The following is a 13,814-nucleotide window of genomic DNA, read 5'->3' as shown; positions in this document are numbered from 1 at the left end:
ATGAATCGCACACAAGTCACCAGCCTTATCATCCCTGTCATTTCTATTGCCTGTCTGATCGGCGGGGGGTTCCTGCTTCAGACTAACGGACAAGATCAAGTCACTGCTTCGCGATCCGTTAAAGGCACAACGCTCAATGCTGATAGCATTCATGTATCTTTTGAACAAGTAGGCGGCAAAGTCCTAAACATCCCGGTAACAGAAGAAACGAAAGTGAAAAAAGGAACTGTCCTTATGGCTTTGGATTCCAAAGATGTGGATTTGCAAATTGAGCAGCTGCGGACACAAATCGCGCAGTTCAATACACAGATCAGCCAACAGCAACAATCCATCCAATTAGGGTACACACGAGCAACAACTCAGGAAAAACAAGCACAGCTGGATATCGCGCAAGCTCAAGTCACTGAGAGCAAAAGCCAAGCGGCACTGCTGCGGGCACAGGCAGCTGAGCGTCAAGCCACTGCTGCGGAACAACAGGTCAATAATGGTGCTCGGGATGAAGATGTTCAGCAGCAACGAATTGCCGTAGCTTCTGCCACCAAAAACGTTCAGACGTCTCAGACTAACTACAAACGTAATAAAGCACTTTATGATGCAGGAAGTGCATCCAAAGCAGTGTTGGATGATGCTGAATCCTCATTGACTTTAGCGACAAATCAGTTGAGCCAGCAAAAGGAGTCTCTTCAAAAGCTGCTCCATGGCGCTACTCCTGAAGAACGTATGCAGGCCAGTGAACAGACCACACAAGCAGCGGTTGCGGTAAAACAAGCCGAGGAGGAAATCCGTGGTGCCCAATTGTCCGTCGATCGTTCCAGAACCCAACTGGAAACCATTCAGCAAAGCCGTCAACAGCTGGCAGATCAGAAGTTGGCTATCGACCTTTTAAAGCAACAAAAAGACACACAGGAAGTTCAGCTTAAAACATTGCTGCTCAAAAAAGAGCGACTGGTATTAAAGGCACCACAGGATGGCAAGGTTACTTCGATTAGTACAAAAGTCGGGGAAAATGTCGCGCAAGGAGCGCCTGTGATTACCCTGGAAACCAATGATTTATATTACGATCTGTATGTCAATGAGGAACAAGCGGGTAAATTCAAGGCCAATCAAGAAGTTAAAACCCGAGTATCTGCTCTCAACAAGGACTTGAAAGGTACCGTACGTTATGTGACCGCTGCGCCGCAATTCGCTAATGTAAAGATGTCCCGTGAAAAAGGTGAGGCAGACACCGCCACATTCCAAGTACGTGTATATGTAACAAGAGAAGCCGCTTTGCTACCAGGCATGACAGTTGAGGTGAATACGAATGAAATCACTTCGTGATGAATGGACGTATCTGGTTCACTCCAAGTATCCGATCATAGCTATCATCTTCCCTCTGATTGCAGTGCTGGGGTACTCCCTGCTGCTCCCAAGCAGCCAAATTAACGATGCTAACGTGGTAGTAGTGGATCAGGACAACACAGCCTACAGCCGTGAGTTGATCCAGAAGATAGATGCTTCTCCATATATGAACGTAGCAGAGATTGTTTCGTTTACGGACAATCCTGAGCAGTATTTCTATCACGAAAAATATTTAGCCGTTATTTCCCTGCCGCACGGTTTAGAGGACAATCACCATCGTTCCCTTTCCAGCCGCGTGGGTCTCATTCTTGATAATACCAACGTTCAATCTATTACTTCCATTCGTACAGCTATGCAGGAAATTAGCGTTTCTGAGAATATGGAACTGTCTGTTCCAGCTATGTTGAGAACGGGGATGAACGCCGAACAGGCTCAGGGAGCTCTCAATGGTATTGCCTTGGAGGTGCGTTCCCTGTTTAACCCAACCAATGATTATCAGAATACGACGATACTTGCATTCACTTGTATGTTCTCTTTTATGATACTCAATATCAATAGCTTACCTATCGTCGCCAGACTAAGGGTTTCCAAGAGACTGGCTGCCGAACTGCAAAATCCGTTCAACATCCTACTGCGTATTCTTCCTTATACGCTGTTTTCGACGGCTGGCTTAATCTTCTCTCTCGGGATGCTTAAAATGTTTGGGGGAGGTCGTTTCGAAGCCAATCCGATCCTCTTCATGATTCCGGTTGTCCTGTATGTATTCGGTACCGTTTGTATCAATGTTCTGGTTGCATGGGGTGCTGCACATCCGGGAATAGCCATCGGCAGAATGGTGATGATACTCATGCCTGCTTTTGTTTTATCAGGGGCTGTTCTTTCCAGATCACTGTTTCCACCTTTAGCGATTCAAATCGGTGATTTCTTTCCCTTCGTATGGATGTACAAATTCCTCCGCACCATGGGACTGCGCGGTGCATCTTTTCAGGAGATGCTTCCGGAACTCGGATCTTTGTTACTATATGTCGGTGTACTCTCCATGCTGGTGATCGCCAGAGCACTGTGGGAAAAACAGAAGCTGACCAATCAGACTGCAGGCGCTGCTTCTGAAAAGGGATCGCCACATCCCGTTATTCCAGCAAGCTCAACTGGCGGCGGGTTATCTATGCAAGGGGCACCATCAGCACCTATGCACGAGCCTATAAAAGGATAGAGTCTCGTCTGTAAAATAAAAAGGGTTAAGTGTCGTCTAACGAGCTTTAACCCTTTTTCATTAACATGAAGATCTTCTATTTCAAAAATGCCAAACAAACACCGCCCTTTTAAGGAAGTATGCCTGAGTTCGCCCTTCCTAAGCCGTGTACTGGTTTATTCACCGGTCTCCGCAAATTTGCGAATACGAGCCCCTACTTCATCCCGTACACGCTGGAATACGCTCCATTTCTCTTCTTCTGTTCCTTGTGCTTTAGCCGGATCGTCAAATCCCCAATGTTCACGACGAACGTGCGGAGGTGTGATAGGACATTTATCGGCAGCATCTCCGCATAAGGTCACAACTAAATCCGCACTATTCAGCAAAACAGAATCAATAATATCTGAAGTTTGACCGGAAATATCCATCCCAACTTCATTCATCGCTTGCACCGCTTTAGGGTTGAGGCCGTGTGCTTCAATGCCCGCACTGTATACATTCCAACGGTCTCCCAAGTATTGTTTAGCCCAGCCTTCTGCCATTTGACTGCGGCAAGAATTACCAGTGCACAAAAAATAAATTATCTTCTTGTCCATCATCAGCGTCTCCTTCAATTGTCCATTATGAAATGATTAACCACAGATATAAGCCCAGTAGGGTAATAAAAAGTGTAGGAATAGTTAAGACGATGCCTGTTTTAAAATAAGTCCCCCATGAAATTTTCACGTTTTTCGAACGAAGCACATGCAACCACAATAAGGTGGCTAACGAACCAATTGGGGTTATCTTCGGTCCGAGATCCGACCCTATAACGTTAGCATAAATCAGTGCCTCTTTGACTATGCCAGTTGTATGGGTGGCATCAATGGCAAGCGCATTAATCATGACCGTAGGCAAGTTATTCATACCCGACGAGATAATCGCCGCAATAAATCCCATGACCATGGTGGCCACAAACATACCTTGATCAGCAGTCGCTTGAATCACCTGGGACAGCAGATCCGTCAAACCGGCATTACGCACACCATACACCACCACATACATTCCGATAGAGAAAAACACGATGGCCCATGGAGCGCCCTTGATGACTTCTTTCATGGGTACCACAGGGCTTCTTCTAGCCATCAGCAAGAAAAAGATGGCAATGATACCGGCCACCACCGAGACGGGAATGTCTAAAAATTCGCTTGCAAAGTAGCCAACCAACAATATTGTGAGAACAACCCAGGACATACGGAACATCTTTGGATCTTTTATCGCATTTGCAGGCGTGATTAACTGTGTCGTATCAAACGTTTTAGGAATTCTTTTGCGAAAAAAGAGATACAGTACCACGATACTAGCCAATAAGGAAAACAGATTAGGTACAATCATACGACTCGCATATTCCATAAAACTGATTCCAAAAAAGTCGGCTGACACAATATTAACGAGGTTGCTGACTACAAGCGGAAGCGACGTCGTATCTGCAATAAATCCGCTCGCAATGATAAAAGGAAATACCATTTTCTCATCCAATTTCAGTGCCCGAACCATCGCCAGTACAATTGGTGTCAAAATTAAGGCCGCACCGTCATTGGCAAAAAAGGCAGCAACTACGGCACCCAGCAGGCTCACATAGACAAACATCCGGGTTCCGCTTCCACGGGCTATCCGTGCCATGTGAAGTGCTGCCCATTCGAAGAAGCCGATTTTATCAAGGACTAACGAAATCAGAATAATGGCGACAAAAGCTAGTGTGGCATTCCAGACAATTTGAGTAACTTCCCAAACATCATGCAAATCCACTACACCTACCAGCAAGGCGAGTAAGGCACCGCCGCAGGCAGACCATCCAATGGACAGATGTTTAGGCTGCCAGATCACCAATACTAAAGTAACTAAGAATATAATGCATGCCAACAAAATCAATGTTCTAAACCTCCATTACATTACCTTATAAACATATACTTATATTAAAAACACCGTTATTCCACAAAGAGATAAACGGAATAGGCTTTAGGATGAACAAGCTGAGGAATCCGGCCCACAAGATGCGATCGGTTCCTCTTTATTTAGCGATTTCAAAATATGCTTGGAGCCTGGCATGCTCTCAAGAACAGCTTGTATATGCGGTTTGTCGTCTACGTTTAAGGAATAGTATACCCACTGACTTCGTCGTTCTTCTTTTACAATTCCTTGCGACTTTAATTTTCTCAAATGTTGGCTAATTGCTGGCTGCGACATATTAAAGATATCTACAAATTCGCAAACACACCATTCTCTTTCTCTTAGCAGGGATAACATGATCAATCGGGTTTTATCCCCTAATAGCTTTAAATGATCAGCTACATAACCTAGTTGATCCAATATATGCCCCCCTTCCACCTATATAACTACATGTTTATATACTAATATAGCTCAATTTTAATATCAAGAACGATCAATACTTATTCATTCACCAATTGCAGGAGCCAATCTTTTATATCCACAATTCGCAGTGTTTTGGGTCGTGTATTCGTTCCAGAAATAATTAGTGGAACAAGGGAATCTTGTTCATGCAGCGATCCATGGGCTCCCCCTCCGATGTGGGTAGGGGAACTTTCACCGACCAGTTCATATCCAGGTTGAACCGTAACGACAACATATCTTCCTTCATGGGAATTCATTGCTCCATACAGCCTCGCCAAAACGTCTGGATATTTTCCATATTTGATCCGGTTGTTATTGATCGTAATATCCACAAGATTCGTTTCGCCCGATAATGTCCATGATTGTCCATATTCATCGGTAAATTTCCCACCGGGATGATAAGAAAACAGGCTACCATTTCTCCCCTTTGTAACCTGGATATTATTTTTACCGTCTTTCATAGCAATAATGTCGAGCTTCTTCTCATGCTGTAAAAGCTTCACCACGTCAGACAAATCTACGTTATTGTCAATTGCATAAATATAGGCCATCCGTTCATTAGCGGCAATCACGATTTGGTCATCACTTCTTACGGGTTGATTTAATTTTGCAATCCGGTAATGGCCCAAAAGAGGCCTTATATCAACAGTGGCTGCCTGTCGATCATTATAAACCGCGCTTTGCCCACTGTCCCCCAAGACGATCCATGTAGCATTTTGTACAGCCTCTTCCCAAGAACCGTATGCGTTCAACACAGTTTGCAGTGCTTGATCGGCTTTTTCAATTCCCTCCAGTTGAGTCGGGCCTTTTCTATGCGCCAAATTATCATTCCCTGGAAAGTATGTGATGGTTAGGTTTGGAAGTTTTTTTTGATTGATTAGAAAAGCGGTTTCTTTTGCAGAAAATTCGTCGTTCATCCCAAGTTTTTTCCACGGAGAAGTATTCCAGCTATTCCCCGGATCCAGTTGAGCAAAAGTTGCATATGAAAACCATTTAGGTCCTGTTATTTTCACTTGTTCTGGCACACGGTTACTGTTTGCAATAAAACGAGGCACCTTTAAGGAATGTTCCGTTCTTCCTCTAAAAACAATAGCATTGATGGATGCAGATTCTTTCCCTTTGTCAGCTAATGCTTCATGTATTGTTTTCGTTTTTTTGTTCAATTGAACTTGATTTAATTGGTAAATAGCGTCATTAAATACTTGCAGTTGGTCGATTTTCAAGGCTTCTTTGGCACCATTGCCGTAGAGAATCATGCGTTTCTTTGGGTCGCTGTACCAAACGAGTCCAGGCACATGATGTTGGTCTGCATACGTCCCCGTTAATAATGTGCTGTCGATGGTCACAGACATTGTGGGAAATGAGCTGACTACCTGCGGGAAATATTGCCCTTGATGAAGGAGAAATCGCATTGCGGGGGCACGGCCTTCTTGAATCGCTTCTTGCAAAGGCTTATCCATTAAAGAATCAATCAAGATTACAATGACAGGTTTTTTGCCCATTTGATTTGCTGTGTGATGTGGGTTCACGCTCTGTTGCTTTAGCTGTTGACTGGAGTCCGCTCTACAGCCCAAGATCAACAACAATAAACTTAACATTAGTACAACGGTAACTTTATTTTTCATGCCCATGTGTGTGTCCCCTTCTTAGAAAAAAACACTGCCCTTGATCTTCTTATTTTTTCATATACAAAAAAAATTATTCCTACATTGGATCTTCGGGAAAAGAGAGAACTCCTGCATTCAAAGTTACAACTCCATGAATTTTTTGAATTTAATAAGCCAAATTTAAGATCAAAACCATTCAGGGAGAGAGCATAGCAATGACCACAACAAACATACACGAATATTTCATGCACTATATAGATTCCGGAGAAGGAACGGCCATCCTATTCATTCACCCTCCGGTACTCACAAGCTCAAATTTCACATACCAAATCAAAGGGCTATCGCCTTATTTTCGTACTATAGCTTTTGACATCAGAGGACACGGTAAAAGTCAGACTTCCGAACAAACGGTTACTTACCCTCTCATCGCCCAGGATATTAAGCATTTGATGGACCGATTGAGCTTGGATAAAGTATTTTTGTGTGGATATTCTACCGGAGGTTCAATAGTACTTGAATTTCTCTTGACTTATCCGGATCGGGCATGGGGAGGGATTGTTGTCAGTGGAATGTCGGAGGTAAACGAATGGCGACTAAGAAACAAAATTTCTTTGGGCATTGCGCTATCCAAAATCGGCGCAGTCGGTACGATTGCGCTTTCTAATGCTTGGTCACAAACGAAACAATTATCTTTGTTCCGTAAGTTATTCAACGATGCGAAGCAGGGAAATCCCAGGAATGTCGAACAATATTACCGCTATAGCTTGAAGTATAACTGTACCTCACGGCTGGGAGAAATCATTCTTCCTGTTCTGCTCGTTTATGGTGAAGAGGATAAACACTTTCATCCATATGCCAACATATTGCATCAGCATTTACCGAAGAGCGAGCTTGTTTTCATTAAAAAAGCCGATCACCGCCTTCCTACGAAGGCCGCTGGATCATTGAATGAACTGATCAAGCAGTTCATAGATCGCTGGGGTGAAAATAATTTATAATATTTTATACAATGTAAATATACAAATTATGCTAAAGTCATATATAGTTTAGGTTGGATAGGTATGTAAGTTCTGCTTCTAAATCTAAAGGGGTGTAAAAATGAAATGCTAAAGCGTATTCAAAATCTTTTCTTTATCCCTAACTACCCACTATTCATGATCTGTATGTTATTGCAAGGTATGGCTATTTCCATAAGCGCACCTTTTTTAGCTGTATATTTTACAAGTACACTTGGCGTATCGGTGGGGACCTTTGGTGTGTTTACAGCGGTGACTTTGATTTGTGGTATATGGATCAGCTCCCTTATTGCCAAACGCTCCGATACCGGATTGGATCGCAAACAAATTTTAGTGATTTGTACGTTATTTAATGCTGTCGCCTTTGCAGGATATCTTGTAATCCAAAACTTTTATGTACTTTTCATTTATATGACTGTCTTTACAGCGATTGGCGCCCCTGGGATGCCGCAGTTATTTGCCAGTGCACGTGAAGCGGTAGATCGCAGTAAATCTGCGGATCATGCCTTTGCGAATTCAACGCTTCGTTCTATGTTTTCTCTTGGCTTTATTACCGGGCCGCTCTTGGGTTCCTTCTTGATTGCACATACGGGCTTTAAAGGTATTTTTGTCGGTACGACCTCTATTTTTGTACTTATTGCCGTTCTTCTATTCTTTTTTATCAAGCAGCGTCCTGTTCAGGCTAAAAATAAGGATCAACTTTCACTTCATCACATTACATTACATAAAAACATGAAAATCCTGATCCCTTTTGTAGTTCTTACTCTGCTTTATACGTCTCACTGGATGAATAGTTTAAATATTTCCTTGTTCATCATTCACAATTTAAAAGGTGACACGAATGACGTTGCCCTCGTATCCAGTATTTGCGCAATCTTAGAAATACCCCTGATGCTCATGCTGGGCGTACTAGCAGCCAAATACTCCAACCGTTTGCTTATATTTTTAGGGGCTTTAACAGGCGTTGTCTATTACCTCCTCGTTCTTATGTCTACGGAGATGTGGCAACTATTTACGGGACAGCTTCTCCTAGCCTTCTTTGTTGCAGTGATATCAGCCATTGGTATCAGCTATATGCAGGATTTGTTGCCATCCCTGCCCGGATACGCCTCGACACTGTATTCCAATGCGACAACGATCGGAAGATTGGCGGGGAGCTTGATGGGCGGATTGTTTGCTCAATGGATGGGTTATCGAAACTCCTATTGGATATGCTTATTCCTGATTCTCTGTTGCCTTGGTCTGCTGGCGATATCAAAAAAATTAGAGTTTGACCAATCGGCTGCTCTACAAGAAAGAAATCACAGCCTATAGAGCACCATCAATAAAAGAAACAGCACGTAATCTGGACGAGAACCTAAAGTCCGATTACGTGCTGCTTTATTATGCTACCCTGCCATGCGTAGCCCGAATTGGTTATAATCAGGAGCTGACGCACACGCACCCTATTTTTTTATAGTAGAGAAACGACTCATAATTGCATCGACCGCATACGTATAACCGCCAGCCTTACGGAGTGATTCGCCAATTACATGCGCCTGTTGTTTATAGATGGCTTGATTTAAAACCTCTACCAAAGCAGCTTTTAAGATAGCAGGAGTAAGCTCATTTTTATTCACAGCAATCCCTGCTCCCAGTTCTTGGACCCGATTGGCCACAAGCGGCTGATCCGATGTCATGGGAACCAGAACCATCGGCACGTTGTAATACAAGGCTTCGCTTGCACTGTTCATTCCCCCATGTGTGATAAATGCATCTACACGCTGGAGCATTTCCAACTGCGGAATATAGGGCTTGATCATAAAATTGTCCGGGATACCATCCGCCAATAACTCCATCTCCGCATATTGGCCTGATGAAAGTACAAATTGCACAGGCAAATCACGAAATGCTTCAAAGCAAAGCTTGTAAAATTCCAAATCTCTATTAAGAATGGTTCCCAATGATATATAAACAACCTGCGGATACAAAGCACGAAGCTGGTCGAACGGAAAAGAGGGCGCATCTTTACGTGGTACAATAGATGGACCTGCAAAAATATAGCTGTCATCCAGCTTTTCAGCTTGCGGTTGAAAATAACGGCTTGTATATACGACCTTTAGGCTGTGGGAATGTGAATCGAGTTCATCAATAGCAGGGACGGTAACCTGAAACTCCTCAGCTAATTGATGTACTACTTTCATCGTATCATCATAAAGCGCTCTCACTTTTATGTCATGATCATCCCCGCCTTGATCAGAACCCAGAGGCTCTACGAAAGCAAACGAACAGACCGTACATACCGCAGGTATTCCCAGCCTCTCTGCTATAATTTTGCCTCCCCACCCCATCAAATAGTCATAAATCAAATAATCATATACCTTATTTTCAATTGCTTTCATAACCTTTGGAATAATCGGTTCAATCAAACCTTTAACGATCATATTCACGAATTGATAATGATGTTTATATTCAGCCGGCTTTAATACAGGATTGTGAATAAATGCATCCACACTAAATGGATAGGTGATCAGGTTTGCTCCCGTTTGTTGAATTCTCGTACCAAATTCCTCTGAACACACATAATCTACTTCCTCTCCCCTATCGACCAATTGCTTAATTAATCCTAATGACGGGTTAACATGGCCTTCAGCAGGCGTGATCACAACCAACACACGTGCCATCCTACACCTCCGACAACATAATGTATTTAAGAAAAAATGTTAGTTTTGTCCATGATGATTTACACACTTCCCTCATTCAATATATAAAATATTTACCATAAAAACAAATGGTTTCAATTTTAGATTATGTATGGATCACATCCAAAATTGCTCACAAACACGCACATAAGCGGGGGAAAACACTTGAAGCGCATCCCCCGCTTATCTATTGAATATACAATTATAGACGCCAATTCCAATGATCTGTCCCGCTCAGAACAGCTTCAACAGTGTACTGGTTTGCTTCGTCAGCCGTAAGCTGTTTGGCCCAAGGTACACGCCCGCTGCTTTCTGCACCTGGTCCAAAGTTATCGTACTCTCCAAATCTTGCAGTCTGCTCATTGGATTCCTTACCCCAATTGTTCCAACCACCTGGCTTGATATGGTCATCCATATAGGTTTTCAAAAAAGTAACATGTGCGTAAGGACGCCATGGTCGCCCAAGATCCACCTTGCCTGTCAAGCCAGCTTCGGTTGTCAGACGACACTGAGTAAATACAAAACCTGGCTGGTTCTCTTCCGTTGAAGCGGCTGTTACGTATCCGGCACGCAGGCTGTGTATGATCGAATTATCAAACACGGCAGGGGCATTGCCAAATATAAAATCTACACTGCCACTGATGTAACTGTCCTTAAAATATTGTCTGCCACGGTTCACGAGCAGTGTATCCTGTAGGCCAGTAATTTTGACATTGTGATACTTTCCACGATCACCTTCGGCATATAACGCTACAGCCTGCACCTGCCCGGTCCCTTCTGTGTTGGCGACCGTCACATTTTCCAACACAAAGTCAGGACTTTGCACACGCATAGTATAGCTATTGCTCGTTCCTAATTCTTTTCCGTCCACTACGGTCTTGGCCGTATCATCAAAAGCAATGATCGTTTTATCCCGATCTTCCCCGATAATACTCAGATTTTTTTTGGAGGAATTCACCTTTATTTTTTCACGGTACGTACCGTTTTTGAGATGGATAACAGTCCTTGTGTTGCTGTTGTCAGGGACTGCATCAATAGCTGCCTGGAGAGAGATGTAGTCAGCAGGGCCATAGGTCGATACAACCACACTAGTGGGAGAAGTTCCTCCTGAGTCTGTTAGCTTGCGGACCTTAACATTGCTGAATTCCGACGTATTGTAATTCCACACTTCATTTTGTTGTTTGGATGCATCAGTAGCTAACCCGAACAATAGCGGTTGATAATCCGGCAAATCTATAACGGTTTCACCAACCTTCTCCCAGTTCGTCACACCGTCTGCGGATACCCATCCGGTAAGCTTTTGCCCCTGTCGCACAAGACGAACCGAATATGGCGTTGGAATAAACGTCTCCATTGACGCACGCGTGGTTTTACCATCTGTTTGATCACGACTGATAAGAATCCCCTGTTTACCATATTTAACAAATGCTAAAGACATAAAGGCCATTTTTGATCCAGGCTTCAGCGATTCACGAATCATTACCCCTGCCTCGGCATTATCATCCACAGGGGTAATCTTCTCCACACGAGCTGTAATTTCACCGTCTCCCTCCCATTTCTGATAAGCATAATGGAAAAGATCAGCTTTTCCGTCAATATCCCCCGCCGATTTCAGTCGGATACTGCTGCTGTTTGCATCTTCTTTTAATACCTGAGTATGCCCTTTGATATAGCCATCGTTACCATCAGAGCCAACCTCTTCGCTGAGCCAGTTCCCCGTTGGTGCAGTCGTGTTGACATGGATGGTGACAGGATTGGAAAATGTAGCAGTCCCCTTGCGGTCTGTCACCCGTGCAATAATGTAATGGGTGCCGTCCGTCACATGATTCCAACTGATTTGATAAGGCGCACCCTCTACTTTTCCAGCAAGTTTACCGTCAATGACAAATTCAACGTGAGCAATGCCATCTTGATCCTTGGCCGTTGCAGTTATGGTCGCATCACGTCCGGCTTCCAAAATATCGTTATGCTTCAGTGAACGTCCACCTTCATCCGATACCTGAACGAAGGCCTCCGGATTATCCACCTCACTGCCATTGGACAGCTTCTCAATGAGATCATTTAAATAAACCTCTAAATTCGTATAGCCCTTGGCAAAATGAGCATACTCGCCTGTACCGGCAAGCTCCTGACCGTTGCGGTCGTCAGCATTATTGGGGTCCAGCCCATGAGCGCGTTCCCATTCATCCGGTATACCATCATGATCACTGTCAGTAAGCTCCGTGGTGGTTACGCTATAATCATCGTAAATCCAGCCTGCTTCACGCGGGGAGTTGATAAACGCACCCGTTCCATTCTTCACATCATTCATAATTCGAGCGTCCACCGCATCTCTTCTTGGCAGTGTGGCTCCTGAGCCGGCGAGCACCTCAGTATATGCGGTCTGCGCATCTGCCGCCTGATATGGTCCATACGCATCTGGTGAAATTCCGTTGTCGTATTCCCCTCTGACTTCAATCGGCTCTGCCAAACGAGTGGAAGGGTCAATAATCGATCCAATGGATGTTCCAAGCTGCCAGTTGTCCTTAGTAACCGATTCGTTGCCGTACATGTAGTTGCCACCAATAAACATGCGTGTTTTATATTTTTTACTTCCCACGTCTACAAAGATTTGACCGCGAACGTCTTTATATGTGTTGGGGCCATACTTATAATAGTTATTCAGCACATTATACGATCCTTCACCGCCGCCATAGGAAGAGAAAAATCCCCAGTTATAAATGACATTATTGGTCATTTCCACAGCGTCGATTTGTTTTTTATCGGTTGGGAAACGCGGGTTGCGGCTTGCATTGTGTGCCAACAAGTTATGATGATAGGTGGAATTTCGACCACCCCATATGCCGCCATAGCCGTGGCGACCTTTTTGGTGCGTGGTCATTAGCATACTTTCGGACGCAATGGACCATTGTACCGTCGTATTTACGTTATCGTACAGACTCAGTACCTCATCCACAGACCAGCTAAAGGAACAGTGATCAATCATAATGTTTTTATGATATCTGGATCCTAATGCGTCATCCTCACTGGGATAACGGTCGGTTAATCGAAAACGCAGGTAACGGAGAATAACGTTATCTGCATCAATCCCTGTCGTGTAATCGCTTACAGTTATACCATCGCCAGGAGCTGTCTGACCTGCAACCGTCAGGTTGTTGCCCAGGATTTTAAGTGGCTCCTTCAGATGAATGGTTCCACCCACCCGGAATACGACCGTCCGATTATCGGAGCTGACCGCTGCACGAAGAGATCCGGGGATCACCTGCTCACCTTTGCCGTAGTCTGCCAGCGTGGTAACTTCGTATACTTCACCTCCGCGTCCACCGGTAACATATTTACCGCCACCTTCAGCCCCCGGAAACGCCGGGATATTCGTCGCTATATTTTCTACTTTCTCCACTTTCCCCATCTCTGTCCCTACCGCAGTCTCTGCTTGGATCAATGGTGGGCACAAGGTCAACAACATTGAACCCACAACCACATTACATAGCACCTTTCTCCATGTACGCTGCTTGCTCATATTCTGTTTCCTCCCTAAGATTTTCTTTCACATCAGCGCATACTTTTATAAAAGAATGATCCGAGA

10 protein-coding genes are annotated in these 13,814 nt (G+C 44.1%); 4 read left to right on the top strand and 6 right to left on the bottom strand.

Going from position 1 to position 13,814, the window contains the following annotated elements:
- Both G7035_RS12075 and G7035_RS12070 read left to right on the top strand, forming a co-directional pair.
- Positions 1 to 1,320, top strand: coding sequence for an HlyD family secretion protein (locus G7035_RS12075; RefSeq protein ID WP_019688672.1), 1,320 nt, complete (start codon positions 1 to 3; stop codon positions 1,318 to 1,320).
- Positions 1,304 to 2,554 (top strand): ABC transporter permease, encoded by a 1,251-nt coding sequence (locus tag G7035_RS12070; protein WP_019688673.1) that lies wholly within the window; start codon positions 1,304 to 1,306, stop codon positions 2,552 to 2,554. The genes G7035_RS12075 and G7035_RS12070 overlap by 17 nt, the downstream gene beginning before the upstream one ends.
- Before the next feature lie 155 nt (positions 2,555 to 2,709).
- Here G7035_RS12070 and arsC read toward each other — a convergent pair whose 3' ends face one another.
- The 4 genes from arsC to G7035_RS12050 all read right to left on the bottom strand — a co-directional run bounded on the left by arsC (position 2,710) and on the right by G7035_RS12050 (position 6,555).
- Positions 2,710 to 3,129, bottom strand: coding sequence for an arsenate reductase (thioredoxin) (arsC, locus tag G7035_RS12065; RefSeq protein ID WP_019688674.1), 420 nt, complete (start codon positions 3,127 to 3,129; stop codon positions 2,710 to 2,712).
- Positions 3,130 to 3,154: 25 nt separating this feature from the next.
- Entirely contained in the window at positions 3,155 to 4,444 is a 1,290-nt protein-coding gene (locus G7035_RS12060; RefSeq protein ID WP_019688675.1) for an arsenical efflux pump membrane protein ArsB, read from the bottom strand.
- 87 nt (positions 4,445 to 4,531) lie between these two features.
- The gene (locus G7035_RS12055) at positions 4,532 to 4,882 is read right to left on the bottom strand and encodes an ArsR/SmtB family transcription factor (protein WP_016820406.1); all 351 of its coding nucleotides are present in this window, start codon (positions 4,880 to 4,882) and stop codon (positions 4,532 to 4,534) included.
- 80 nt (positions 4,883 to 4,962) lie between these two features.
- Positions 4,963 to 6,555 carry an alkaline phosphatase family protein gene (locus G7035_RS12050; RefSeq protein WP_019688676.1) on the bottom strand — a complete coding sequence of 531 codons (1,593 nt, stop codon included), beginning with the start codon at positions 6,553 to 6,555 and terminating at the stop codon, positions 4,963 to 4,965.
- 191 nt (positions 6,556 to 6,746) lie between these two features.
- Between G7035_RS12050 and G7035_RS12045 the strand changes: the two genes are divergently transcribed.
- Both G7035_RS12045 and G7035_RS12040 read left to right on the top strand, forming a co-directional pair.
- Positions 6,747 to 7,529 (top strand): alpha/beta fold hydrolase, encoded by a 783-nt coding sequence (locus G7035_RS12045; protein WP_196478900.1) that lies wholly within the window; start codon positions 6,747 to 6,749, stop codon positions 7,527 to 7,529.
- 105 nt (positions 7,530 to 7,634) lie between these two features.
- Positions 7,635 to 8,861, top strand: coding sequence for a sugar efflux transporter (locus G7035_RS12040; protein WP_019688678.1), 1,227 nt, complete (start codon positions 7,635 to 7,637; stop codon positions 8,859 to 8,861).
- 131 nt (positions 8,862 to 8,992) lie between these two features.
- On the opposite strand, the gene G7035_RS12035 is transcribed toward G7035_RS12040, so the two are convergent.
- Positions 8,993 to 10,210 (bottom strand): macrolide family glycosyltransferase, encoded by a 1,218-nt coding sequence (locus G7035_RS12035; RefSeq protein ID WP_019688679.1) that lies wholly within the window; start codon positions 10,208 to 10,210, stop codon positions 8,993 to 8,995.
- Between the two features lie 220 nt (positions 10,211 to 10,430).
- A complete protein-coding gene (locus tag G7035_RS12030; protein WP_019688680.1) occupies positions 10,431 to 13,748 on the bottom strand; it encodes a pectinesterase family protein in 3,318 nt (1,105 codons plus the stop codon).
- Positions 13,749 to 13,814 lie beyond the last annotated feature (66 nt).

This window comes from Paenibacillus polymyxa, from assembly GCF_015710975.1.
GTDB classification, from domain to species: domain Bacteria; phylum Bacillota; class Bacilli; order Paenibacillales; family Paenibacillaceae; genus Paenibacillus; species Paenibacillus polymyxa.
This window is presented reverse-complemented; position numbering and strand designations above follow the sequence as displayed.

Excerpts from the sequence above, each read along its gene's own strand:
- G7035_RS12035 (WP_019688679.1), bottom strand. The coding sequence starts at position 10,210 with ATGGCACGTGTGTTGGTTGTGATCACGCCTGCTGAAGGCCATGTTAAC.
- G7035_RS12050 (WP_019688676.1), bottom strand. The coding sequence starts at position 6,555 with ATGGGCATGAAAAATAAAGTTACCGTTGTACTAATGTTAAGTTTATTG.
- G7035_RS12045 (WP_196478900.1), top strand. The coding sequence starts at position 6,747 with ATGACCACAACAAACATACACGAATATTTCATGCACTATATAGATTCC.
- G7035_RS12030 (WP_019688680.1), bottom strand. The coding sequence starts at position 13,748 with ATGAGCAAGCAGCGTACATGGAGAAAGGTGCTATGTAATGTGGTTGTG.
- G7035_RS12040 (WP_019688678.1), top strand. The coding sequence starts at position 7,635 with ATGCTAAAGCGTATTCAAAATCTTTTCTTTATCCCTAACTACCCACTA.
- G7035_RS12070 (WP_019688673.1), top strand. The coding sequence starts at position 1,304 with ATGAAATCACTTCGTGATGAATGGACGTATCTGGTTCACTCCAAGTAT.
- G7035_RS12075 (WP_019688672.1), top strand. The coding sequence starts at position 1 with ATGAATCGCACACAAGTCACCAGCCTTATCATCCCTGTCATTTCTATT.
- arsC (WP_019688674.1), bottom strand. The coding sequence starts at position 3,129 with ATGGACAAGAAGATAATTTATTTTTTGTGCACTGGTAATTCTTGCCGC.